We start from the raw sequence: 25,124 nt of genomic DNA on the forward strand, positions 1-25,124 counted from the left end.
CTCTCCCGCGATGCGGGAGAGGGGAGCAAACCGATAGGGGATTTAAAGCTTCAGTTGAACTTCGAGAAATCCGGCTTGCGCTTCTCGAAGAACGCCGTGAATGCTTCCTTGGCTTCCGGCGCCACCAGCATGCGGCGGAACACTTCGCCCTCCTCGGCCATCTTCTTTGCCACGGCCCCGGTGTCGTCACCCTTCATCAGCCGCTTGGTTTCACGCAGCGACGATGCGGGCAGCGCGGCCAGCTTGGCTGCCTGCTGGCGCACGTGGTCGGCCAGCTCCGCCACCGGCAGCACTTTGGTCACCAGACCCATCGCAAACGCCTCCTGCGCGCTGAATGCTTCGCCCAGCAACAGCTTCTCGGCGGCACGCTGGTAGCCCACCAGACGCGGCAGCAGCATGCTCGATGCGGCTTCCGGGCACAGGCCCAGTTGCGCGAAAGGCAGCGACAGCTTGGCCGTCTCCGACGCATAGACCAGGTCGCAATGCAGCAGCAGCGTGGTGCCGATGCCCACGGCCGCGCCGCTGACCGATGCCACAACGGGCTTGGTGGCATGGCTGATCGCGTGCAGGAACTGGAACACGGGCGGCTGCGCGCCGTCTGCGCCATGCGTCGGCGGACGCTTCATGAAATCCTCCAGGTCGTTGCCGGCCGTGAAGATTTCGGGCTTGCCTTCGATCACGATCACGCGCACGGCGGTATCGGTCTCGGCGGCGGTCAACGCATCGGCCATGGTCTGGTACATGGCGGCGGTAATGGCGTTCTTCTTGTCGATGCGATCGAAACCAATGGTCAGGACGCCCTGGTCGATGCGGGTGGCAATGCTCATGTCTTCCTCGTCTCGGTCGTAGTGCTAAGCGCCGCTCACACAAACGGTGGCGGCATGTCTGAAAGATAACTGAGCCCGAACGCGCCCGCACCCACATTGAGCGCGACGGTCAGGCTCATCGGCGCGAGCATCAGCTCCACGCCATGCCTGTCGGCGGTCTCGGCCAGCGACTTCCATGCCGGCCACGACTGCACCTCGTCAAGATCACCGGCGTAGGCAGCGGCCACGGCAGGCGTCAGCAGGCACTTGGCACGGATGCATGCTTCCACGTGGCCCAGCAGGCGGCGCACGCCGTCATCGGAGCCACGCGCCTTGGCAATCGCCTCGGTCTCGCCCTGATGCATGTGGATCACGGGGCGGATGTTGAACGCGCTGCCCAGCATGTAGCGGCCCCACGTGATGCTGTTCTCGCCCTTCAGCTTGGCCCGCGTGTACATGTACAGCAGTTCCTCGGGAATCAGGAACATATGGGCGGCTTCGCGCAGGCGGTTCTCCACCGCGTCCACCACTTCGGAGGCCTTGGCACCATCGGCCAGCATGCGGGCGGCTTCGCGCACGATCAGCGCCTGTCCAGGGCCAATCGCGCCGGTGTCGATCACGGTCAGGTCGAACAGCCCGCTGCGCCCCGCGTCCTTGCGCAGCTTGAAGCTGCGGGCAACGGTGCCCACCACGGCGCCGGTGGCGTTCGAATAGAACTTGCTGCGGCTGCTGGCGATGGTCAGCAGGATGGCGCGGTCGCAACCGGCCACCACATTCTTCAGCAGATGGTCTTCGAGTTCGCGTTCCAGCAGTGGGATCGATTCGGCGTAGTGATCCTGCTTGCCCACCAGGTATTGCTGGTAGAGGTCAGGCAGCCCAGCCTCGTCGCGCGTGTCGACCACGAACCGGTCGCCGGCGCGGATGCGGAATGGAATGGTGCGGACGCCCAGTGCGTCCATCATCGAGCGCGGCATGTCGCATGCCGCGTCGGCCAGAATGGCGGTCTCCTGCATATTTTTGTTCTCCTCCGTGTCAGTGCGTCAACGTGTTGGCATCTTCGTGTCCATACATTTCTTCATCTGATCGAAGGGTGGGGACAGCCGCCCGTCACGGCTGTCCCGCCGGCGCGTTTAGACGCGCTCGAAGATTCCAGCAGCGCCCATGCCCGTACCCACGCACATGGTCACCATGCCGTACTTCAGGTTGTGGCGACGCAGCGCGTGCACCACGGTGGCCGAACGGATCGCGCCCGTCGCGCCCAGCGGATGGCCCAGCGCAATCGCGCCGCCCATGCGGTTCACACGGGCCGGATCGAGTTCCAGGTCACGCATCACCGCCAGCGACTGCGCGGCAAATGCCTCGTTCAGCTCGATCCACTCGATCTGATCCTGCGTCAGGCCACCGGCCTTCAGCGCGGCCGGAATCGCGGCCTTAGGGCCAATCCCCATGATCTCCGGCGGCACGCCGCGCACCGCGAACGATACGAAGCGGGCCAGCGGCACCAGGTTGAACTGCTTGAGGATCTTTTCCGAGACCAGGATCAGCGCACCAGCGCCATCCGACGTCTGCGAGCTGTTGCCGGCCGTCACGCTGCCCTTGTTGGCGAACACCGGGCGCAGTTTGCCCAGACCTTCCACCGACGTATCGGGACGCGGACCTTCGTCCAGCGAGATGGTACGCGTCTTCACGGCAACCTGGCCAGTGGCCAGGTCCGGAAACTTCTCGACTACCTCAATCGGGGTAATCTCGGCAGCGAATTCGCCGGCCTGCTGCGCGGCGATGGCCTTCTGGTGCGACGCCAGCGAAAACGCGTCCTGGTCGTCGCGGCTCACCTGCCACTGCGTGGCCACCTTCTCGGCGGTCAGGCCCATGCCGTAGGCAATGCCGACGTTCTCGTCGCGTTCGAAGATCGACGGCGACATCGACGGCGAGTTGCCCATCATCGGCACCATGCTCATCGATTCGACGCCGGCGGCGATCATCACATCGGATTCGCCCACGCGGATGCGGTCGGCGGCCATGGCCACGGCCGACAGGCCCGATGCGCAGAAGCGGTTCACCGTGATACCGCCCACGGTATTCGGCAGGCCGGCCAGCAGCGCGCCGATACGCGCCACGTTCAGGCCTTGCTGGGCTTCGGGAATCGCGCAGCCAACAATGGCGTCTTCGATCAGCGCCGGGTCCAGGTTCGGCACCTGGGCCACGGCGGCCTTCAGGATCGTGGCCAGCAGGTCATCGGGACGGGTGTTCTTGAACGCGCCCTTCGGAGCCTTGCCAATCGGCGAACGGGTGGCCGCAACGATGTATGCGTCTTGCAGTTGTTTCATGATGTCGGTTCCTCGTTGGCGGATTAGTTACGCACCGGCTTGCCCGTTTGCAGCATGCCCATGATGCGCTCCTGCGTCTTGCCCGTGCCCAGCAGGTCAACAAACGCCTTGCGTTCCAGTGCCAGCAGCCATTCCTCGCTGACCAGCGAACCGGCCTCGACGTCGCCGCCGCACACCACTTCTGCGATGCGCGAAGCAATCTGGAAGTCGTGCGCCGAGATGAAGTTGCCGTCGCGCATGTTCACCAGCGACGCCTGGATCGTGGCGATGCCCGAACGGCCCGCCACCGGAATCAGCTGGCCCGGCAGCGGTGCGCGGTAGCCGGCGTTGGCCATCGCACGCACTTCGCTCTGTGCCACGTACAGCAGTTCGTGCACGTTGTAGACGAGGGTATCGGTCGGCTGGACGTAGCCGATCTTCTGCGCGTCCAGCGCCGACGTCGACACCTTGGCCATCGCCGCCGCCTGGAAGCGGTTGGTCAGGAAGTTCAGGTAGTTGGTGCTGCCCGCTGCCTGCGCAGCCTTGGCTGCGGCAATCGCGGCTTCCTTGAGGCCGCCACCAGCCGGCACCAGGCCCACGCCCACTTCCACCAGGCCCACGTAGCTTTCCAGCGCCACCACACGCTTGGCCGATTGCAGCATCAGCTCGCAGCCGCCGCCGAGCGCGATGCCCGACACGGCCGGCACCACCGGCACCGCGGCGTACTTCACGCGCATCATCGTGTCCTGGAACTTCTTCACGAACGGCTCGATGCCCTTGGCACCGCCCATCATGAATGCCGGCATCGCGGCTTCCAGGTTGGCGCCCGCCGAGAACGGGCCGCCAGGCGCGCCCAGTTGCAGCGACGTCGGCTGCCACACCACCAGGCCCTTGTAGCTGGCTTCGGCCAGGTCCACCGCGCGCGCGATGGTGTCCAGCACGTCCGGGCCCATGGTGTTCATCTTGCTCTTGAACGAGATGATCAGCACATCGTCGGCGCCTTCGCTGGTCCAGATGCGCGCACCGTCGTTTTCCTCGATGGTCTTGCCGAACTTGCGCGGATCGGCCGCGTCGGTGCCCTTGATCGCGGCACGGAACACCTGGCGCTCGTACACCGGCAGCGCGGCACGCTTGACGAAGCTGCTCGTCGACGGCGACCACGAACCCTGCGCGCCATGCACGCCGCCGTTGTCGGCCACGGCACCCTGGCTCACCCAGGCGGGCAGCGGCACGTTGGCCAGTGCGTTACCGGCGTCGATGTCTTCCTTGACCCACTGTGCCACCTGGGTCCAGCCGGCAGCCTGCCAGTCTTCGAACGGACCCGAGTTCCAGCCGAAGCCCCAGCGAATGGCCAGGTCGATGTCGGCCGCCGAACCGGCGATCTGCTCCAGGTACACAGCGATGTAGTGGAATACGTCGCGGAACACGGCCCACAGGAACTGCGCCTGCGGATTGGTCGACTCACGCAGCAGCTTGATGCGCTCGGCCGGCTCCTTCTTGAGCATGCGCACGACGATCTCGTCGGCCTTCTTGCCCGAATCCACGTACTGGCCCGTCTTGGCGTCCAGCACCTTGATGGCCTTGCCTTCCTTCTTGTAGAAGCCCGCGCCGGTCTTCTGGCCTAGTGCGCCCGCATCGACCAGGCCCGTCAGCACGGCCGGCGTCTTGTAGACGGCCGCGAACGGGTCGCCGCCCAGGCCGTCCTGCATCGTCTTGATCACGTGCGCCATCGTGTCCAGGCCCACCACGTCGGCGGTGCGGAATGTGGCCGACTTGGCGCGGCCCAGCTTGGTGCCGGTCAGGTCATCGACGATATCGAACGGAATGCCGTACTTCTCGGCTTCGGCAAATACGGCCAGGATCGAGAAGATACCCACGCGGTTGGCGATGAAGTTCGGCGTATCCTTGGCGCGCACCACGCCCTTGCCGAGCGACGTGGTCAGGAACGCTTCCAGGCGGTCCAGGATCTCGGGCTTGGTCGTGGCGGTGGGGATCAGCTCCACCAGGTGCATGTAGCGCGGCGGATTGAAGAAGTGCACGCCGCAGAAGCGCGCCTTCAGGTCGGCGTCGAAGCCGTCGGACAGCGACGTGATCGACAGGCCCGAGGTATTGGTCGCGAAGATCGCGTGCGGCGCCAGGTGCGGCGCCACCTTCTTGTAGAGGTCGTGCTTCCAGTCCATGCGCTCGGCGATCGCCTCGATCACCACATCGCATTCCTTGAGCAGCGCGATATCGTCCTCGTAGTTGGCTGCGCGGATCAGGCCCGCTTCGTCCTTGATACCGAGCGGCGCCGGCGACAGCTTCTTGAGGTTCTCGATCGCACGCAGGGCGATGCCGTTCTTCGGGCCTTCCTTGGCCGGCAGGTCGAACAGCACCACGGGCACACGGGCATTGACCAGGTGGGCGGCAATCTGCGCGCCCATCACGCCAGCACCCAGCACGGCGACTTTCTTGACGATGAAATTGGACATACGCGCTCCTTGGAGAGTGAGCGTTTTGAAGAAGAAGATGTGAAGCCCTGTCGGTGTGCTCCCCTCTCCCATGCAATGGGAGAGGGGTTGGGGGTGAGGGCCTGGCTCTCAAGATGCGATGGCCGCAACTTGAACCGCCTTGCCCTCACCCCCGCCCCTCTCCCGCGTGCGGGAGAGGGGCGCAAACCGTCAGGAGAACAAACCCATCAGAACAGGTCGGCGTCCAGCGCCATCAGCGTGGCCGAGCCGGCGCGGGCCTTGCGGATTTCCGCGGCGGTTTCCGGCAGCAGCTTGGCAAAGTAGAAGCGCGCCGTGGCCAGCTTGGAGACGTAGAACTTGTCGCCGCTGCCTTGCTTTTCCAGTGCGATCTTGGCCATGCGGGCCCAGAAGTACGAGAACACCAGGTGACCCACCACGCGCAGGTACGGCACGGCGGCCGCGCCCACTTCGTCGGGGTTGCCCATGGCCTTCATGCCGATTTCCATCGTGAGCTTCTGCACCTTGTCGCCGATGTCGGCCAGCGGGTTCACGAATTCCTGCATCGCTTCGTTGGTGCCCTCTTGCTCAACGAACTGCTGCACGATCTTGCCGAAGGCCTTCAGCTTGGCGCCCATGTCGCCCAGGATCTTGCGGCCCAGCAGGTCCAGCGACTGGATCGTGTTGGTGCCTTCGTAGATCATGTTGATGCGGGCGTCGCGCACGTATTGCTCCATGCCCCATTCGGAGATGTAGCCGTGGCCGCCAAAGATCTGCATGCCTTCGTTGGTCGACGTGAATGCGTTGTCGGTCAGGAACGCCTTGATCACCGGGGTCAGCAGCGCCACCAGGTCGGCGGCTTCCTTGCGCACGCTCTCGTCGGGGTGCGACAGCTCGCGGTCGATCTGCAGCGCAGTCCAGTAGCTGAACGCGCGGCCGCCTTCGACGTAGGCCTTCTGCGTCAGCAGCATGCGGCGCACGTCCGGGTGCACGATGATCGGGTCGGCGGCCTTGTCCGGTGCCTTCGGGCCGGTCAGCGCGCGCATTTGCAGGCGGTCCTTCGCGTAGGCCAGCGAATTCTGGTACGCCACTTCGGTCAGGCCCAGGCCTTGCGCGCCCACGCCCAGGCGGGCGGCGTTCATCATCACGAACATGGCGTTCAGGCCCTTGTTGGCCTCGCCCACCAGCCAGCCGCGCGCGCCGTCGAGGTTCATCACGCAGGTGGCGTTACCGTGGATGCCCATCTTGTGTTCGATCGAGCCACACTTGATGCCGTTGCGCTCGCCCGGGTTGCCGTTGGCATCGGGAATGAACTTCGGCACCACGAACAGCGAGATGCCCTTGGTGCCGCCCGGCGCGTCCGGCAGGCGGGCCAGCACCAGGTGGATGATGTTCTCGGCCAGGTCGTGTTCGCCGGCGGAAATGAAGATCTTGGTGCCGGTGATCGAATACGAGCCGTCTGCCTGCGGTTCGGCCTTGGTGCGCAGGATGCCCAGGTCGGTGCCGCATTGCGGTTCGGTCAGGCACATCGTGCCGGTCCACACGCCCGACACCAGCTTGGGCAGGTAGGCCTGCTTCAGTTCCGGCGTGCCATGGGCGTGCAGCGCTTCGTACGCGCCGTGCGACAGGCCCGGGTACATCGTCCACGCCTGGCCGGCCGAGTTCAGCATCTCGTACAGCGCGTTGTTGATGATGATCGGCAGGCCCTGGCCGCCGAATTCCGAATCGCACGCCAGTGCGGGCCAGCCGGCTTCCACGTACTGCTGGTAGGCTTCCTTGAAGCCTTGCGGCGCGCGCACCACGCCGTCGCCAACGTAGGTACAGCCTTCGCGGTCGCCCGGCTGGTTCAGCGGGAACACCACGTCCGCGCAGAACTTGCCGGCTTCCTCGATCACCTGGTTGATGGTGTCCGCGTCGATGTCCGCGTGTTGCGGCATCGCCTTGAGTTCGGCTTCGGCGCCGAGCAGTTCATGGAGAACGAACTGCATGTCGCGCAACGGTGCGGTGTACTGGCCCATCAAAGACTCCTTGGAGGTTTGCTTAGTGCCGCCACACGCGCGTGCCGCACGCCCTGGAGGGGACGCGTGCGACCGTTGCCCGGGGGCGGCTCAGGTTCGGTAAGACTGAATCAGTTTGTTGAGCGCGACCATGGCAAGCTCGGCACTGTCCGGCAGGCGCAGAAAGCGGGCGTCGTGATGCAAGCCTAGTTCAAGGCTGTACATTTCGAACAGCATCAGGCGCGGATCGCAATCCGCGCGCAGGTGCCCCTCTTCCTTGGCCTGATCGATGGCACGCAACAGCGCGGCCCGCCAGATCGTGACGCTCTTGACCAGCTCGTCACGTACCGGGCTTTCCGCGCGGTCGTCGTACTCGACCGCCCCGCTGATGTAGATGCAACCCGTGGTCACTTCCTGGATGCGCTTTTCCATCCAGCGCCGCACCATCGACCACAGGCGAGGCAGACCGCGCGGCTCTTGCAGCGAGGGGTAGAACACCTCCTGCTCGAACCGGCGGTGATACTCGCGCACCACTTCCACCTGCAGGTCCTCGCGCGAACCAAAATGCGCGAACACACCGCTCTTGCTCATCTGCATGCGTTCCGCGAGCAGGCCGATGGTCAGCCCTTCCAGCCCGTCGCGGGACGACAGTTCCAGTGCGGCATCGAGAATCGCCACGCGCGTCATCTCACCCTTTCGCAAGGGTGCGGGCGCGGCGGCGGATTCAAGACGGACTGACTGGTGTCGCATGGTTTTCTCTCCGTTCTCTGCAGCACCCCTCGGGTGCTGTTTCTGGCCTGACACTGCGTTCGGCAGGCACTGCGACAGCGAAATTGCCATCGTAATTGCACGAAGTCTAAGCCAAAAAAGAACGGTCGTTCAGATTATTCTGGCGAGGCCGACTGGCATCAAGTATTTAATTAGACCCGTGTTTCTAAACAGGCGGCGCGCGTCGGGTCGACTCCGACGCGATTTGCGGCGCAGTGCAGCAACTGGCTCGCGTCCGCCTGAAATGGCCGGGTGCGCGCGGTGCGGCGTGACCGCCCTGCGGCAAGGCAGCATGTTACCCGCGGCGGCTCAGTAACGCCCCGTCACGCCGGCCACGACGACGCCGAAGCGCAACACGTAGTAGGCCGCCCAATTGGCAAATCGGCGCAAACGCGGCAGTCGCGCATGCGCCTCGGGTATCACGCGGGCACTGCGCTGCGCCATGGCGCGCTCCAGCCGATCGCGCAGCGTGTCGGCGAAGGTGGCGTCGTAGACCGCGACATTGGCCTCGCGTGCCAGCAGCAGGCTGAACGGGTCCATGTTGCTCGACCCCACCGTGGCCCAGGTGTCGTCCACCACGGCCACCTTGGCATGCAGGAAGCTTTCCTCGTACTCGTAGATCTCGACGCCCGCTTCCAGCAGGCGCGCATAGAGCGCGTGGGTGGCGAAGTGCTGCAACCGGTATTCGACCATGCCCTGCAGCAGCAGCCGCACCCGTACGCCGCGCTCACGGCAAGCCAGCAGCGCGCGGCGCATCTTGTGGCCGGGCAGGAAGTAGGCATTGGCCAGGATCACATCGTGGCGCGCCGAGCCCAGCGCATACAGGTATTCGCGTTCGATGGTGCGACGGTTGCGCAGGTTGTCGCGCAACAGCAAGGCCGCCGGCACCCCGCCGGGCTGCACGTCGCCGCGCGCTGCCCGTGCACCGCGCGCCAGGGTTTCCACCTCGGCGAAGGCGTTCGCGGTCTCGCGCAGTCCGCGCCGTTGTGCAATGCGAAACCACAGCCGTGCCGACGCCAGCGCGATCTGCGCCACCAGCGGACCGCGCACGCGCACCGCGAAGTCGTAGCGCGGCCCCATCTCGGGCAGGTCGACCGGGCCGTGGTTATGGTCGTCGATGATATTGATGCCGCCCACGAAGGCGACCTTGCCGTCGATCACGGCCAGCTTGCGATGCAGCCGGCGCAGATGGCGCCGCGCCAGCTTGAAGCCCCGCATCGGCCGGTAGATCTCCAGGTTGACACCGCCCGCGCGCAGGCGGTCCTGCAGCGCCACCGGCATGTCGCCGGCGCCAAACCCGTCGACCACCAGACGGACATCGACACCGCGCCGCGCCGCATCGATCAGCGCATCGGTGACGCGCGCGCCCACGGCGTCGTCGGCATAGATATACGTCTCCACCACCACGTGGATCTGCGCCGCATCGATGGCCGCGATCAGCGCCGGAAAGAACTCCTGCCCGTTGCGCAGCAGGTCCACCTTGTTGCCGGGCACCGGACTCCCTCGGCGGCGTACCCAATGCATCATCCTGGCCCTGGGGCCGGCGGGCCGCCGTTCATGAGCGGCCGGCGTCGGGGCGTCGGGCATGGCGGGCGATTCGGTTTCGGAGCGATCGTAGATCCGTGACATGGCTCGATTATCAGCCAACGGGCGGCGGCTGCACATGGCCCGGGCGAACTCTGCTATCGTCAGGACATTGTGACGCCCAACAGGGAAAGCATTGTGAAGGTATTCGGAATCGCCGGATCATCGGGTAGCGGCAAGACAACGCTGCTGGACCAGTTGATTCCCCGCTTCGTCGCCGACGGGCTGCGCGTCGCGGGCATCAAGCATACGCACCATGGTTTCGATCCCGACACACCTGGCAAGGATTCGTGGCGCATGCGCCAGGGCGGTTGCGAAAACGTGGTGCTGGTGGGCGCGCGTCACCTGACGCTGATGCGCCACTATCCCGAAGACAAGCCGTCGCCGGAAATCGGCGAAGCGCTGGCCGTACTGCCCCCCGACACCGATCTGGTGATGGTCGAGGGCTACAAGTGGAGCGACTTTCCCAAGCTGGAGATCTACCGTCCCGCCAACGGCAAGGCGCCGCTGTGGGCCGAGGTGCCCGGCGTGGTGGCCGTGGCCACCGATACCCTGGACGAGGTGGTCGGACAGACGGCGCTGCCCGTCATGGATCTGGCGGATATCGACGCCATCTACGGCTGGATCCGCGACTACCTGGCGTCGCACTGATCCTCGGGGCCGGCGCCGGCCCCTTCCCCCTTACGCTTCCGGAATGGCCACGCGATGCGCCAGTTCGGCCATCAGCGGCACGTGGTCCGAGCGCTCCGCCCATTCGCGGCCGGTCAGCGCCTGCGTGCGCTCGAATTCGAAGCCGCGCACGTAGATGCGATCAAGCTGCCACCACGGCATGTGGCTCGGAAACGTATGAATGCGGCCGTTCTTGGCATGGGCCGATTCCACGGCATTGAGCGTGTTGCAGATCTTGCTGTCGAGCTTGTGGTTCCAGTCGTTGAAGTCGCCCGCGATGACCAGCGGCGCATGGGCCGGCACCACCGCGCGCACCCGCTCCACCAGCGCACTGGCCTGGCGTACCCGGCTGCGCGCGAACAGTCCGAAATGCACGCAGATCAGATGGGCTTCCACGCCATTGATGTCGGCCACCGCGTGCAGCAGCCCGCGCTGTTCGAAGCGATGGTCGGAGATATCAAGGTTCTCCGACATCAGGATGGGATGGCGCGACAGGATCGCGTTGCCATGATGGCCGTGCTCGTACACGGCATTGCGGCCGTAGACCGAATGCGGATAGGCGTCGGTGGCCAGGTAGTTGAGCTGGGTGTGGTCGGGATCGAATAACTCGGCGGCGATCAGGCGATCGTTGCGATCCTGCACTTCCTGCAGGAACACGATATCGGCGTTCATCGACTGCAGGCCCGTGCGCACACTGTGGATGCGCGGCTTGCCGCTGAACCCCTTCACGCCCTTGTGGATGTTGTACGTCACGACGCGAAGTTTCATCGCGTCGCTCCGCTCAGCGCGTCCGTCGCCACGGTCCCGGGCGCAGCGCACCGCCACACCAGTTGCCGCACCGCCTCGGCATTGCTGCTCGAAAAGCAACGCTCGGCGGCGGCCTGCCACGGCAGCCACTCGAACCGCAGGTGCTCGCGTGGCGCCAGTGTCACCGGCAGTGGCGCCGGCACGCACAGCCCGAACCAGTGCTCGGTATTGCGAGTGACGCCCGGCGCATACCGGTGCCGCCATTGCGGGTAGATCTCGTATTCGATCGTGTGTTGCCAGTCGGATAGCTGGTGCTCGCCGGCGACGATGCCGGTTTCCTCGTGCACCTCGCGCGCCGCGGTGGCGGCCAGTGGCTCGTCTTCGGCATCAAGGCTGCCGGTGACCGACTGCCAGAAGCCTGGCCGGTCGGCTCGCTCGATCAACAGGACTTGCAGGTCTGGCGTATGGATAACGACCAGCACCGATTCGGGAATCTTGTAGCGCATGGGGCAGTGGAAGCGACAGACCCCAAGCATAGCGCAGCGGCGCTGGCTCCGGCGTCCTCCGCTGTCCTATTACCGCGATGTGGAATCAAGCCGTGAAATCGGGCGACAGTCAGGCGACGGTCTGCTCGCCCGGCTGCCGGGGCGACAGATAGTGTCCTGCGGACTGCTGGGGCGCCGCACCCTCGGGTCCGGCACCGGGCATTCCGCGCAGCCACGTGTCGAAGACCTCGGGCGAATCGCCATGGCCCCAGGCGGCGCGCAACTGTTGCATCAGCGGTGCCAGGGCCTGGGTGTATCGCTGCGATGCCACATGGGCGTGCTGGGCCAGCGCATCGGTGCTCTCACGCACCTGGGCCCCCAGTTCGGCGCGCTCCTGGCCAATTTCCTTCTCGCGCAGCCCAAGCTGGTTGTACTTCTGGATCAGGAAACGCTGGTAGTCGCCGGCCTCCACACCCTGCGCGGCCTGTGCGTTGACCTGCTCGAAGCGCATCACGATGCTGGCCGTCTCATGCTCGACATGCGACGCCTCGGCCCCCAGCTGCTGCAGCGCGTCCTGCAGGCGCAGCGCCTCGCGCCGATGATTCTGCAGCCGCGACGCCTCGTCGTCGAACGTACGCTGGGCGGTCAGGTAGGCCTGGACCAGCGGCTGCGGCGCCACCACGAGCAGCGGATCGGCACCACCGGCGCGGCGCCCGGACAACAGGGCATCCTCGGGCAGGCGCAGGTTGCCCACATCTTCGAGCCACCTACCGCGCGCCATGACGGTTGCCACGGTATCCAGCGCCAGCTTGCGCAGCGCCTCGGCGCGCTGCGCCGCCACGGGCTCGATGCCAGGCGTCAGGTCCGACGCCGATTGGGCGCCCTGCACCGCATGCGCGATATCGGGCACGCACGCCGCCACCGTGGTGGCCACTGATTCAGACATCGCCTGCGCCGACTTGCGCACCGCGCGGCGCAGTTCGAAGCGCGCCACCAGCATCATCAGCAGTCCGGCCACCAGCCAGGTCAGGATGGTTTCCGCGTGGGCCAGTAGAAAGGTCCGGATCAGTTCGGTATCGAGTTGCAGCATTGGTCTTGTCCTCCCGCGTCACGGCTGGCCTTTCGGGTGGACCGGCATCGCGCGCTTCAGCGCAGAAAGACATCATCCGGGATGGCTTCGTTCCAGGTGGTAACAAATGGAAACGCATCCTTGCGCCAGAAACAAGAAAGCCGCGCTCTCGCGCGGCTTTGCATGTCACAACCGAAATGATCCCCGGAGGAATCGGACTCGGCGATCAGGCAGTCGTCTTCGGCTCTTGCGCGCGCAGACGGATGTGCAGCTCGCGCAGTTGCTTCTCGTCGACCGAGCTCGGGGCCTGGGTTAGCAGGTCCTGCGCACGTTGCGTCTTCGGGAAGGCGATCACGTCGCGGATCGAGTCGGCACCGGCCATCATCGTCACGATACGGTCCAGGCCGAAGGCCAGGCCACCGTGCGGCGGCGCACCATACTGCAGCGCGTCCAGCAGGTAGCCGAACTTGGCGCGTGCTTCCTCGGCGCCAATCTTCAGCGCGCGGAACACCTTGCTCTGCACGTCCTCGCGGTAGATACGCACCGAGCCGCCACCCATTTCCCAGCCGTTCAGCACCATGTCGTAGGCCTTGGCGATGCACTTGCCCGGATCGGTTTCCAGGTACTGCATGTGCTCGTCCTTGGGGCTCGTGAACGGGTGGTGCATGGCCACCCAGCGAGCGTCTTCCTCGTCGTACTCGAACATCGGGAAGTCGATCACCCACAGCGGCTTCCAGGTGTCTTCGAACAGGCCCGTGCTCTTGCCGAATTCCGAGTGACCGATCTTCAGGCGCAGCGCGCCGATGGCGTCGTTGACCACCTTGGCCTTGTCGGCACCAAAGAAGATGATGTCGCCATCCTTGGCTTCGGTACGCTTCAGGATCTCGGTAATCGCGGCGTCGTGCAGGTTCTTGACGATCGGCGACTGCAGGCCGTCACGGCCCTTGGACACTTCGTTGACCTTGATCCAGGCCAGGCCCTTGGCGCCGTAGATGGCCACGAACTGCGTGTACGCATCGATCTCGCCGCGCGAGATGGCGCTGCCGCCCGGCACACGCAGGGCCACCACACGGCCGCTGTCGCTGTTGGCCGGCCCCGAGAACACCTTGAAGTCGACGTCCTTCATCACGTCGGTCAGTTCGGTGAATTCCAGCTTGACGCGCAGGTCGGGCTTGTCCGAACCGAAACGGGCCATGGCTTCGCGGAATTCCATCACCGGGAATTTCGACACCAAGTCCACGTCGATGGCGTTCTTGAACACGGTGCGCATCATGTCCTCGAACAGGTCACGAATCTCCTGTTCGGTCAGGAACGACGTTTCGCAGTCGATCTGCGTGAATTCGGGCTGGCGGTCGGCGCGCAGGTCCTCGTCACGGAAGCACTTGGTGATCTGGTAGTAGCGGTCGAAGCCCGAGACCATCAGCATCTGCTTGAAGATCTGCGGCGACTGCGGCAGCGCGAAGAAATGGCCCGGGTTCACACGCGACGGCACCAGGTAGTCGCGCGCGCCTTCGGGCGTGCTCTTGCCCAGCATCGGCGTCTCGATGTCGATGAAGCCCTGGGCGTCCAGGTACTTGCGCACTTCCATCGCCACCTTGTAGCGCAGGCGCAGGTTGTACTGCATCTGCGGACGGCGCAGGTCCAGCACGCGGTGCGTGAGGCGGGTGGTTTCCGACAGGTTGTCGTCGTCCAGCTGGAACGGGGGCGTGACCGACGGGTTCAGCACGGTCAGCTCGTGGCACAGCACTTCGATCTTGCCCGAGGTCAGGTTGCTGTTCTCGGTGCCGGCCGGACGCGGGCGAACCTTGCCCACCACGCGGATGCAGAACTCGTTACGGATTTCTTCCGCGGCCTTGAACATCTCCGGGCGATCCGGATCGCACACCACCTGCACCAGGCCTTCGCGGTCGCGCAGGTCGACGAAGATCACGCCACCATGGTCACGGCGGCGCTGCACCCAGCCCGTCAGGGCCACTTCCTGGCCGGTCAGTTGTTCGGTCACCAGACCGCAGTAGTGTGTACGCATGGAAGACATAGGAGAGATTTCCTGTAATACGCGGCTGCCCGGCAGCCGCGCGCAAATCAGTTGGTATGGGTGTCCGCGACTTCGTCGGCCACGATCACGGCCTCGGCCACGGTGACATCGCCGTTCTTGCGCGGCAGGTCGGTCGGTGCCACGACTCCCATCGACACGATGTACTTCAGCGCCGCGTCCACGGTCATGTCGAGTTCGATGGTGTCGGCCTTCGGCATCATCAGGAAGAAGCCGGACGTCGGGTTCGGCGTGGTCGGCACGTACACGCTGACGTATTCGCCTTGCAGGTGATTCTGCACGTCTCCGCCCGGGCGCCCGGTCAGAAATGCGATCGTCCACGACCCTTCACGCGGATACTGCACCAGCAGCGCCTTGCGGAACGCGTTGCCGGACGACGACAACAGCGTGTCCGACACCTGCTTCACGCTGGTATAGATCGGGCCCACCACGGGGATATGGCCCAGCAGCGCTTCCCACCAGCGTACCAGTCGCTGGCCGATGAAGTTATGCGCCAGCACACCCACGATCAGGATAAACAGCAGGGTCAGGATCGCGCCCAGGCCCGGGATGCGGCGCCCGAACAGGTTCTCGGGCTGCCATGCCACGGGCAGCAGGGCCATGCTCTGGTCCATCGTGCCGATGATCAGGTTGAGCACCCACAACGTGATGCCCAGCGGCACCAGCACGAGCAACCCGGTCAGGAACCAGGTCTTGATGGCGGACGTTTTCTTGGTGGCCACGGCTTGCCTGGCGATCAGTTGCTGGCGCCGGAGCCGGAGGCCGGCGCGGACGGTGCCGGGGCGGCCGACGCTGCGGGCGCAGCCGCTGCTGCCGGCGCGGCATCGCCGGCCGGGGTGCTGTTCGACGTGGCCGGCGCGCTGGCGCCGCCGCTACCGCCGCGGAAATCGGTCACGTACCAGCCCGAGCCCTTGAGCTGGAAGCCGGCCGCGGTCAGCTGCTTCTTGAAAGTCCCGGCGGTGCCGCAGGACGGGCAGTCCGTGAGCGGGGCATCGCTCATCTTCTGCAGCACATCGCGCCCGTGGCCGCAGGCGTCGCACCGGTAGGCATAGATCGGCATGGTTCTGTCGTGGAAAGCTGAAACGTAAAGCGGGTAGATGGCAGCGCCAGGCCCGAAGGACAAGGCCGTGCGCACGAAAAATACCCGCGCGCGGCGATGCAAAGCCTCGGATTATAAACCGTCGGCGGGGCCTCTATCGGCAGGAAATACGAGCTTTCGGGGGCGTAATCGTCACGATTCAGCCCCGACGCCTAAAAGTTAGGCAATATGCACTTCGCGGACCGGCGGCCGGTCGCTGATCAGTTGCGGCAGCAGCGATCCGAACACCATGCCGCCGATCGAGAACAGCAGTCCCACCATTTGCGGCGGTACCGTCGCATCGGCAAAGGCCACTTCGCAGGTCAGCCAGGACGTCAGGCCCAGCACGATGGCCAGCAGGCCGCCCTGGCGCGTGGCCGGCTTCCAGAACAGGCCGAAGGCGAGCGGCACGAACGACGACACCAGCGTCACCTTGTAGGCGTTCTCGACCATATGGAAGATCGACAGGTGCGAATTGAGCGCGAACAGCGTGACCAGCACCGTGAACACCAGCACCACGGCCTGCATCACGCGCAGGAACTGCTTGTCGCTGAGATGGCGGAAGTACGGGCGCAGGATGTTTTCCGCGAACGTCACCGACGGCGCCAGCAGCGTGGCCGAGGCGCAGCTCTTGATGGCCGACAGCAGCGCGCCGAAGAACATCACCTGCGCGAACATCGGCGCGTGGGTCAGGATGAGCTGCGGTAGGATCAGTTGCGAGTCCGAATTGATGTATTTTTCGACCATCTGGGGGTCGATCATCGTGGCCGAATAGGCCAGGAACATCGGGATGAACGCGAAGAAGAAGTACAGCACGCCGCCCAGCACCGACGCGCGCCCGGCGATCTGCTCGGTGCGCGACGACGTCACGCGCTGGAACACGTCCTGCTGCGGGATCGACCCGAGCATCATGGTGAACAGCGCCGCCGCAAACCCGATGATCTGGACGAAATCGAGCGAAGGCCAGAACTCGAACTTGCCGGCCGCCGCCGCGTGCGACACCACGGCGGTCACCCCGCCGGCCTGGCCGCTGACTTCGTAGCCGATGTACAGCATGCCGATCACGATGATGATCATCTGGATGAAGTCGGTCACCGCCACCGACCACATGCCGCCGAACAGCGTATAGACCAGCACGCTGGCCGCGCCGATCATCATGCCGGCGTCCTGCGACAGCGCGCCGTCCGACACGGTATAGAACACCAGCCCCAGCGCCTTGATCTGCGCCGCCACCCAGCCCAGGTACGACACCACGATGCAGAGCGTGGTCAGCACCTCGGCCAGCCGGCCGTAGCGGTTGTGATAGTAGTCGCCGATCGTCAGCAGGTTCATCCGGTACAGCGGCCGGGCGAAGAACAGACCTACGAGGATCAGGCAGAGCGAGGAACCGAAGGGGTCTGACACCACCCCGGACAGCCCTTCCTTCAGGAAGACGGCGGGGATGCCGAGCACGGTTTCAGAGCCGAACCATGTGGCGAAAACCGTGGCGGTGACGATGTAGAACGGCAGGCTGCGGCCCGCGACGGCGAAGTCGGCGGTGCCCTTGACGCGCAGTGCCGCCCACAGGCCGATGCCGACCGAGATAACCCAATAGATGATGACGAACCAGATCAGCATGCCGCTGCCCTATCCCAAATAGCCAGAAATGCCCTGGTGGCGAAAAACCGAAAGCCGGCCGAATCCCCGCAAAGGCAGGCTGACTCCGGCCGGAGTCCAATTCATCGGTCGGGGCCGCGGGCGCCCGGGAGGGGCATAGGCGGTCGTAGCCGAATCAAAACGCGGATTATAGCGACGCAGACACCCCGGGTCGAAAAAAATTCCCGGACGCCGGTCAAATGCACGTATTGGTGCACAAATGTGTTGTATGGCGGGGGTAGCTCGCCCCGCCCCTGCCTGCTTACCAGTACCCCGACCAGGCCAGCGCCTGGACGATCACGATGCCTGCCAGGAAGCCGCCCATCAGCAGCAGCGCCGTGGACAGCCGGCGATTGGTGCGCCGTTGCTCGTGCACGAGCTGAGTGAGCAACCGCTCCTGCTCGCCGTTGTTCAGCAGCGCGCGACGCTCCAGGAACTGGTGCGCCAGGCGCGGGAAGTCGGGCAGCATCTTGGCCCACTGCGGCGCCTCCACCTTCACGCGCTCCCAGGCACCCTGCCAGCCAACCTGCTGGTACATCCAGCGTTCCAGGAACGGCTTGGCGGTTTTCCACAGGTCGAGGTCCGGATCGAGCTGGCGCCCCAGACCTTCGATATTGAGCAGCGTCTTCTGCAACAGCACCAGTTGCGGCTGGATTTCCACGTTGAATCGGCGCGACGTCTGGAAAAGGCGCATCAGCACCATGCCCAGCGAAATCTCGCGCAGCGGCTTGTCGAAATACGGTTCGCAGCAGGCGCGCACGGCCGATTCCAGTTCCTCGACGCGCGTCTCTGGCGGCACCCAACCAGACTCCACGTGCAGCAGCGCCACCCGGTGGTAGTCGCGGCGGAAGAAGGCGATGAAGTTCTGCGCCAGGTAGTTCTTGTCGAACTCGGACAGCGCGCCGACGATGCCGAAGTCCAGCGCGATGTAGCGGCCGAACGTCTCGGGCTGGATCGACACCAGGATGTTGCCCGGGTGCATGTCGGCATGGAAGAAGCCGTCGCGGAACACCTGCGTGAAGAAGATCTCCACGCCTTCCTCGGCCAGCTTGTGCATGTCCACGCCCGCCGCCTTCAGCGACTCGGTGCGCGAAATCGGGATGCCGTGCATCCGCTCCATCGTGAACACCGAGCTGGTACACCAGTCCCAGTACACCTCGGGCACGCAGAGCAGGTCGCTGTCGGCAAAGTTGCGGCGCAGCTGGCTGGCGTTGGCCGCCTCGATCATCAGGTCCAGTTCGTCATGCAGGTACTTGTCGAACTCGGCCACCACCTCGCGCGGCTTCAGGCGACGGCCATCTACCCAGACGCGCTCCAGCCACGTGGCCATGTCGCGCATCAGCGCCAGGTCGCTGTCGATCACCGGCAGCATGCCCGGGCGCAGCACCTTCACGGCCACCTCGCGGCCATGGTTCGGGCCGCCGCGCAGCGTGGCAAAGTGCACCTGGGCGATCGATGCGCTGGCCACCGGCTGGTGCTCGAAATTCTCGAAGAGCTGCGTCAGCGTCCGACCCAGCGACTTCTCGATGATCTTCACCGCCACCGCCGAATCGAACGGCGGCACCTGGTCCTGCAGCTTGGCCAGTTCGTCCGCGATATCGGGCGGCATCAGGTCGCGGCGCGTGGACAGCACCTGGCCGAACTTCACGAAGATCGGCCCCAGCGCGGTCAGCGCCAGCCGCAGGCGCTCGCCGCGCGGCATATCGAGCTTGCGGCCGATAGTGATCACTCGCACCAGGAACTTGATGCGCCGGCTCTTGAAACCGGACAGCACCAGTTCGTCGAGCCCGTAGTACAGGATGACGAAGACGATCTTGCAGAGACGCAGCAGGCGGGTCATGCGGGGATATTCACAAGGCAACGCCGCGCGGGGCGGCAACAGGAGGCGACATGGTGATCAACGGTGGGCCGACGGAAGCCGGCCCGAAGCGCCTTCTCCCTGTCCACCCGGACGTTCCAGGCGTTCCAGCCGTTTTTCTAGCCGGGCCAGGTCGTCGCGCAGGCGCGCCACATCGGCGCCAAAACCGTCCAGCGCCGCGTGGCGCACCAGCGTAGGTTGTTCGTCGAGCAGGTATTCGGTGACGTTGTCGAGCAGCGCCCGGCCCACGCGCGTGGCGTTCTCATGCACCTGGCGCGCGCCGTCGACCACGCGTTGGGCCACGCTGTCGCTGACCGGGCCGCCCATCACGCCGCGCAGTGCGCGCGACAGGTCTTCGGCGGCATCCCAGCGCAGGTTGCGCGCAAGCGTCGACACAGCGTTGGCCAGTTCGGCATCTCCGTCGATGCGCACATGGCGCATGGCGGCGGCTTGCCCGCCTTCGGCCACATCGGCCATCACGAGCGGCCATTGCTGCAGCGGCACAATCAGCGTCACCGCGGCAGCTTCCGGTTCGGGAGCCTGCTCGATACCGCCCTGCTCCGTGACCCGGAGCGACAGCGTGAAGGCGGCGGCGTCGAACCGGATGATGCGGCTGGCAAACGGCGCCAGCAGGCTGCACGCCCAGGGCTCCTGTTCGATCAGGTGGTTCAATGCGGCGACGATCGGCGCGGCCAGCGGTGTCGGCAAGGCGTTCATGGCGTCCGGTTCCGGGCAGGTCTGCCCAATAAAAAAGGCCCACGCTTACGTGGGCCTCCATTCTAAGCTACTCCGCCGCCGCTTCATGTCAACCATGCGCCGACGGCGGATTGCCCGGTCAGGACTCCTGCTGGATACCGGCCAGCAGCCAGCCGCCGTCGCCAGACGTCGACTTGGCCAGATTCCAGACCTCGGCGAACGGCTGGGCCGCCTCGCCCGCGCTCTCGCGGATCATGCCCGCGAAGCGCACGCTGGCAACGTGCTGGGTCGGCGTGGACTCGATGCCCAGCAGCTGGGCGTCCAGCGTGACCACGTCGGTCTTGTTGACCGTCGTGCCGCGCTCGGACAGGTCCATCTTGATCTCGGCGAACATTTCCGGGCTGGTGAATTCGCGGATGTCGTCGAGGTTGCCCGCATCCCAGGCAGCCTGCAGGCGCACATAGTGAACCTTGGCGTTGCGCAGGAACGATTCCGTATCGAAATCGGCCGGCACACCCCACGGCTGCTGGACTGCTGCCGCTGCGGCACCGGCCGCTGCGCCGCCCATCACCGGATTGGCAGCCGCGCCGTTATAGCCCGTCGGCTGTACCGGTTCGGCCTGACGCAGCGTCGGTTCGGCCGTGCGATCCATGCCGCCGAACGGCGAGTTGTTGCCAGCGCCATTGCCCATACCAGCGTAAGCCGGTGTCTGCGAGCGTGCCGAGCCGCCACGGAACTTGCGGATCAGCCAGATGGCGATCATCGCGATGATGCCGATCAGGATCGCATTGGCCAGGAAGCTGGCCGCCGCGCCGCCCAGGCCGAAGTGCGACAGCAGGTAGCCGATGCCCAGACCAGCCGCCAGGCCGCCGAGCATGCCACCCCAGTTACGCTTCGGTGCGGCGGCGGCAGCGCCGCCCGCGGCGCCTGCCGTAGCGGGCGCGGCCTGCTGTGCCGGCTGCTGTTGCGCCGGCGCATTTTGTTGCGGCGGCGTGGCCTGACGCTGCTGCGTCACGTTCGACGATTGCTTGCCCACGCTGCGCGAACCGCCGAGGCGTTTCGCGTTGGCGTCCAGTGCTACCCCCAGAGCCAGCGTCACCATCAGCGATGCGGCCAGGAATTTTCCACGAAAAGAAGTCATATCCTATGATCCCCTGTCATTTTCGGCCTTTAACGGCCGAACATGGCGAATTAGTACTTTCTCCCGACGTGGAGCGCCACGACTCCGGCCGTCAGATTGAAGTATTCGACTTGTTCGAGCCCAACTTGTTCCATCAAGCGTACAAGTGAACCCTGGTCTGGATGCATTCTGATCGATTCCGCAAGATAGCGATAGCTGGGGGCATCCCCAGCCACGCGCTCGCCCAGCCAGGGGAGCACCTTGAAAGAATAGACATCGTAGGCTTTCTCCAGCGGCTTCCAGACCTTGGAGAACTCCAGCACCATGACCTTGCCGCCCGGCTTGATCACGCGGCGCATCTCGGCCAGCGCCCGGTCCTTGTGCGTCATGTTGCGCAGCCCGAAGGCCACCGTGACCAGGTCGAAGTAGTTGTCCGGGAACGGGATCTTTTCCGCGTCGCAGAGCGCCACCGGCGTGACGACGCCGCGATCCAGCAGGCGGTCACGCCCCACGCGCAGCATCGATTCGTTGATGTCCGTAAGCCACACTTCGCCCGTCGGGCCGGCCCGCTTGGCGAACGCCTTGGCTAGGTCGCCCGTCCCGCCGGCGATGTCCAGCACCTTGTGCCCCGGTCGTACGTTGGCCTGCGCGATCGTGAACATCTTCCAGACCCGGTGCATGCCGCCGGACATCAGGTCGTTCATCACGTCGTACTTGCTGGCCACCGAATGGAACACGCCGGCAACCTTGCCGGCCTTTTCCGTTTCATCGACCTTTTCGAACCCGAAGTGGGTTTCGCTCATTCTCAGACTCCAGCTTTCTTGTATCAGTGATGATGGCCGCACGCGTGGCCGCCGGCCGTGGGCATCGGCGCGTCGCGGTCCATCCCGGCGGCTTCGAGCCGCTTCAGGTATGCATCCCACAGCGTGTCCTGCTGGTCGCCCAGGCGATACAGCAGTTCCCACGTGTAGATGCCGGTGTCGTGGCCATCGTCGAATCGGATCTGGATCGCGTAGTTGCCTACCGGCTCCACCGCCGCCACGCCCACGTCGCGCTTGCCGGTCTGCAGGGTTTCCTGCCCCGGGCCGTGGCCCTGGACTTCGGCGGAAGGCGAGTATACGCGCAGCAACTCGAACGGCAGCCGCCAGGTGCGGCCGTTGTCGAAGCCGATTTCGAGCACGCGCGACTGCGTGTGGACGGTCAGCGCGGTGGGATGAGGAGTGTCTTTGTCCAGGCCAGCCATGGTGTTGGGTGCGGCACCAGCCCGCAGCCCGTGGGCCGTGACAGTGGCGCCGTCATGCGTCTTGTACGACCCGATAGCTTACCCCAGCCCCCTCGGCTTGCCCATCCCGTGGGCCCGCGCCGCTTTCATCGCCATCCGGGGCCGCCACGGGAACGTAGCGCAGGCGCCGGGTGTGGAAAGCCGCCACGGTGCTGCGGTGCGCGATGCTGACGATGGCCGCGCCGGGCAGTTCGTCCACCATCAGCTGGTACATGGCGCGTTCGGTTTCCTCGTCCAGCGCGCTCGTCGCCTCGTCCAGGAACAGGTATTCCGGCTTCTGCAGCAACGCCCGCGCAAACGCCAGGCGCTGCTGCTCGCCCGGCGACAGCCGCAGCGACCAGTTGTCGAACACGTCCAGGTGGCGGGTCAGCATGCCCAGCTGTGCACGGCGCAGCACGGCCGTCAGCGTCTCCCGCGAATGGCTGTTGCCGGTGTCGGGGTACGACAGCGCGTCTGCCAGCGTGCCGATCGGCAGGTAGCTGCGTTGCGGCAGGAACAGCATGCGCCGGCTCGGAACGGTGATCCGCCCGCTGCCATAGGGCCAGATGCCCGCCAGCGCGCGGAACAGCACGCTCTTGCCGCATCCGGACGGGCCATTGACCAGCCAGCGCTCGCCCGGCGCGATCGACAGCGAGAACGGCGCCACCAGCGGCCGCTGCCCCGGGTGCTGGCCCGGGTCGCTACCCTCCTCGTCCACGTCCAGCCCGCAGTGCACCGGCAATGCCAGGGCCAGGCCGCTGATGGAGATGTCCACCTCGGCCGCACTGGACGCCTGCACCACCTCGATATCGCCGGCCTCGTCGTGCGTCAGGTCCTGGCGCTCGGCCACGCGCATCGCCTCCTGGAAATCGATCAGACGGTTGGCGGCCGCCTTCCAGCCGACCAGCGTGGCATAGCTGTCGACAAACCAGGACAGCGCGCCCTGCACCTGCCCGAATGCCGAGTTGATCTGCATGAGGCCGCCCAGCGTGAGCTTGCCCGAGAAGTAGCGCGGCGCCGCCACCAGCAGCGGGAAGATGATCGCGAACTGGCCGTAGCCCGAGTTCACGAACGTCAGCCGCCGGGTATAGCGCATGAGCTGGTTCCAGTTGGCCCGGATGCGCTCGAAGCGCGCGCGCAGCCCGGCCTGTTCGGTCGGCTCGCCTCGATAGAGCGCCACGGGCTCGCTGTTCTCGCGCAAGCGCACGAGCATGAAACGGAAATTTGCCTCGTACTGTTCCTGCTGGAACGACAACCCGATCAGCGGCCGGCCCACGAAGTGGGCAATCAGCGAGCCCACCACCGCGTAGCCGATGGCAAACCAGACCATGTAGCCCGGAATCGTCAGGTCCACGCCGCCCAGCGCAAAGCTGATCGGCCCCGAAACTGCCCACAGGATGCCGATGAACGACACCAGCGTGACGGCCGAATTGAGCAGGCCCATCGACAACGTCAGCGCGCCGTCGGTGAACTGGCGCAGGTCGTCGGCCAGACGCTGGTCGGGGTTGTCGGTGGAATGGGTCTGCTCGATGCGGTAGTACGCCTGGTGCCCGAGCCAGCGCTGCATGAAGGTACCCGTCATCCAGGTACGCCAGCGCATCTGCAGCATCATCTGGTAGTACTGCCGCGAGATGGCCAGCACGATGAAGCAGGCCGCGATCCACGAGAACCGCAGCAGCAATGCCTTGAACGAGACGAAGTCGCGCTGCTCGATGGCGTTGTAGAACACGCGGTTCCACTCGTTGAGCAGCACGTTGATGTAGACGATGCCGAGGTTCAGCGCCACGACCAGCGTCAGCAGCCCGAGCCCGGCCTTGCGGTCCTCCGAACTCCAGTACGGCTTGATCAGCGCCCAGGTGGCCGCCAGGCGCAGCCGGCTCTGGTTCTTGAGTGCCTCGGCGGGTACGGCGGGGCCCGGCACGATAACGGACGAGGGTGTGGAAGACATGAGGGCGCCAGCGGTTGGCCCGCCGCCAGCATCCGGCGGGCATGTTGTTGTTCGACCGGTGTCAGACGCACCGCCAGGCGGGCGGGTTCCGTACCAGACTGCTAAGGCACTTTATCAGTCAGCGGAGGCCAGTGCAGAAAGCGCGGCCCGTAGCGTCGGCAGCCGGCTGCCCAGCTCGGCGATGCGCGCCGTGTCGGCGGCCCGCTGCGGCGCGGCCCAGATGGCTTCCGGGAAATGGGTGTCCCAGCGGTAGCGCGGAATGATGTGCCAGTGCAGGTGGGGCACCATGTTGCCGAAGGCGGCCAGGTTGACCTTGTCCGGCGCCATGACCTCGCGCACCACGCGCTCGACGCGCGCCACAAATCGCATCAGCCAGGCCTGGTCGGCATCGTCCAGATCGGTCAACTCGGCGGCATGGTCGTTCCAGACCACGCGGCAGAAGCCCGGAAACCGGTCGTGCTCCACCAGGATCAGGCGTGCGCGGTCGCCCATCCAGACCAGCTCGCCGCCATCGGCTTCGCAGAGGGGACAGTTGGGGAGTCGGGTCATGGGCGAATGAATGTAGATTGGTGTCGGCTCCCCTCTCCCGCAAGACGG

At 65.5% G+C, this 25,124-nt stretch carries 22 protein-coding genes; 1 reads left to right on the forward strand and 21 read right to left on the reverse strand.

Annotated features, from left to right (window positions below; genetic code table 11):
* Window positions 1–50: 50 nt before the first annotated feature.
* The 7 genes from MFF62_RS05895 to clsB form a co-directional block, all read right to left on the reverse strand.
* Complete coding sequence (locus MFF62_RS05895; RefSeq protein WP_238261114.1) at window positions 51–827, reverse strand: enoyl-CoA hydratase; 777 nt, start codon at window positions 825–827, stop codon at window positions 51–53.
* A 35-nt stretch (window positions 828–862) separates the two neighbouring features.
* Window positions 863–1,819, reverse strand: coding sequence for a DegV family protein (locus tag MFF62_RS05900; RefSeq protein WP_238261116.1), 957 nt, complete (start codon window positions 1,817–1,819; stop codon window positions 863–865).
* Between the two features lie 117 nt (window positions 1,820–1,936).
* Entirely contained in the window at window positions 1,937–3,136 is a 1,200-nt protein-coding gene (locus MFF62_RS05905) for an acetyl-CoA C-acyltransferase (protein ID WP_238261229.1), read from the reverse strand.
* 20 nt (window positions 3,137–3,156) lie between these two features.
* Complete coding sequence (locus MFF62_RS05910; RefSeq protein ID WP_238261117.1) at window positions 3,157–5,583, reverse strand: 3-hydroxyacyl-CoA dehydrogenase NAD-binding domain-containing protein; 2,427 nt, start codon at window positions 5,581–5,583, stop codon at window positions 3,157–3,159.
* A 206-nt stretch (window positions 5,584–5,789) separates the two neighbouring features.
* Complete coding sequence (locus tag MFF62_RS05915) at window positions 5,790–7,577, reverse strand: acyl-CoA dehydrogenase C-terminal domain-containing protein (protein WP_238261119.1); 1,788 nt, start codon at window positions 7,575–7,577, stop codon at window positions 5,790–5,792.
* Window positions 7,578–7,667: 90 nt separating this feature from the next.
* Complete coding sequence (locus MFF62_RS05920) at window positions 7,668–8,258, reverse strand: TetR/AcrR family transcriptional regulator (protein WP_092595388.1); 591 nt, start codon at window positions 8,256–8,258, stop codon at window positions 7,668–7,670.
* 375 nt (window positions 8,259–8,633) lie between these two features.
* The gene (gene clsB, locus MFF62_RS05925) at window positions 8,634–9,953 is read right to left on the reverse strand and encodes a cardiolipin synthase ClsB (RefSeq protein WP_404990658.1); all 1,320 of its coding nucleotides are present in this window, start codon (window positions 9,951–9,953) and stop codon (window positions 8,634–8,636) included.
* A 93-nt stretch (window positions 9,954–10,046) separates the two neighbouring features.
* Here clsB and mobB point away from each other — a divergent pair, with 93 nt between their 5' ends.
* A complete protein-coding gene (gene mobB, locus MFF62_RS05930; protein WP_238261123.1) occupies window positions 10,047–10,559 on the forward strand; it encodes a molybdopterin-guanine dinucleotide biosynthesis protein B in 513 nt (170 codons plus the stop codon).
* 30 nt (window positions 10,560–10,589) lie between these two features.
* On the opposite strand, the gene MFF62_RS05935 is transcribed toward mobB, so the two are convergent.
* From MFF62_RS05935 to MFF62_RS06000, 14 genes are all read right to left on the reverse strand, one after another.
* Window positions 10,590–11,345: an endonuclease/exonuclease/phosphatase family protein gene (locus MFF62_RS05935; RefSeq protein WP_238261125.1), complete on the reverse strand. Its 756-nt coding sequence runs from the start codon at window positions 11,343–11,345 to the stop codon at window positions 10,590–10,592.
* The gene (gene nudB / locus MFF62_RS05940) at window positions 11,342–11,830 is read right to left on the reverse strand and encodes a dihydroneopterin triphosphate diphosphatase (protein WP_238261127.1); all 489 of its coding nucleotides are present in this window, start codon (window positions 11,828–11,830) and stop codon (window positions 11,342–11,344) included. Before nudB ends, MFF62_RS05935 begins: the two co-directional genes overlap by 4 nt.
* A gap of 109 nt (window positions 11,831–11,939) precedes the next feature.
* Window positions 11,940–12,896: a hypothetical protein gene (locus MFF62_RS05945; protein WP_238261231.1), complete on the reverse strand. Its 957-nt coding sequence runs from the start codon at window positions 12,894–12,896 to the stop codon at window positions 11,940–11,942.
* Between the two features lie 208 nt (window positions 12,897–13,104).
* A complete protein-coding gene (gene aspS, locus MFF62_RS05950; RefSeq protein ID WP_238261129.1) occupies window positions 13,105–14,913 on the reverse strand; it encodes an aspartate--tRNA ligase in 1,809 nt (602 codons plus the stop codon).
* A gap of 47 nt (window positions 14,914–14,960) precedes the next feature.
* On the reverse strand, window positions 14,961–15,653 hold the full coding sequence (locus tag MFF62_RS05955; protein ID WP_238261131.1) for a DUF502 domain-containing protein: 693 nt from the start codon (window positions 15,651–15,653) through the stop codon (window positions 14,961–14,963).
* Between the two features lie 14 nt (window positions 15,654–15,667).
* Window positions 15,668–15,991 carry an FmdB family zinc ribbon protein gene (locus MFF62_RS05960; protein ID WP_238261133.1) on the reverse strand — a complete coding sequence of 108 codons (324 nt, stop codon included), beginning with the start codon at window positions 15,989–15,991 and terminating at the stop codon, window positions 15,668–15,670.
* 198 nt (window positions 15,992–16,189) lie between these two features.
* Window positions 16,190–17,626: a high affinity choline transporter 1 gene (locus tag MFF62_RS05965; protein ID WP_238261135.1), complete on the reverse strand. Its 1,437-nt coding sequence runs from the start codon at window positions 17,624–17,626 to the stop codon at window positions 16,190–16,192.
* A 280-nt stretch (window positions 17,627–17,906) separates the two neighbouring features.
* The gene (gene ubiB / locus MFF62_RS05970) at window positions 17,907–19,484 is read right to left on the reverse strand and encodes a ubiquinone biosynthesis regulatory protein kinase UbiB (RefSeq protein WP_238261137.1); all 1,578 of its coding nucleotides are present in this window, start codon (window positions 19,482–19,484) and stop codon (window positions 17,907–17,909) included.
* Between the two features lie 57 nt (window positions 19,485–19,541).
* Window positions 19,542–20,219, reverse strand: a complete 678-nt coding sequence (locus tag MFF62_RS05975) for a ubiquinone biosynthesis accessory factor UbiJ (RefSeq protein WP_238261139.1) — start codon at window positions 20,217–20,219, stop codon at window positions 19,542–19,544.
* Between the two features lie 118 nt (window positions 20,220–20,337).
* Window positions 20,338–21,339 (reverse strand): Tim44 domain-containing protein, encoded by a 1,002-nt coding sequence (locus MFF62_RS05980; protein WP_238261141.1) that lies wholly within the window; start codon window positions 21,337–21,339, stop codon window positions 20,338–20,340.
* Window positions 21,340–21,389: 50 nt separating this feature from the next.
* Window positions 21,390–22,121 carry a bifunctional demethylmenaquinone methyltransferase/2-methoxy-6-polyprenyl-1,4-benzoquinol methylase UbiE gene (gene ubiE, locus MFF62_RS05985; RefSeq protein ID WP_238261143.1) on the reverse strand — a complete coding sequence of 244 codons (732 nt, stop codon included), beginning with the start codon at window positions 22,119–22,121 and terminating at the stop codon, window positions 21,390–21,392.
* A gap of 23 nt (window positions 22,122–22,144) precedes the next feature.
* Window positions 22,145–22,561 carry a gamma-butyrobetaine hydroxylase family protein gene (locus MFF62_RS05990; RefSeq protein WP_238261145.1) on the reverse strand — a complete coding sequence of 139 codons (417 nt, stop codon included), beginning with the start codon at window positions 22,559–22,561 and terminating at the stop codon, window positions 22,145–22,147.
* Window positions 22,562–22,613: 52 nt separating this feature from the next.
* Entirely contained in the window at window positions 22,614–24,527 is a 1,914-nt protein-coding gene (locus tag MFF62_RS05995; RefSeq protein ID WP_238261148.1) for an ABC transporter ATP-binding protein/permease, read from the reverse strand.
* Between the two features lie 114 nt (window positions 24,528–24,641).
* Window positions 24,642–25,076 carry an HIT family protein gene (locus MFF62_RS06000; protein WP_238261149.1) on the reverse strand — a complete coding sequence of 145 codons (435 nt, stop codon included), beginning with the start codon at window positions 25,074–25,076 and terminating at the stop codon, window positions 24,642–24,644.
* Window positions 25,077–25,124 lie beyond the last annotated feature (48 nt).

It is taken from the genome of Cupriavidus pauculus (assembly GCF_022179805.1).
GTDB classification, from domain to species: Bacteria; Pseudomonadota; Gammaproteobacteria; order Burkholderiales; family Burkholderiaceae; genus Cupriavidus; species Cupriavidus pauculus_E.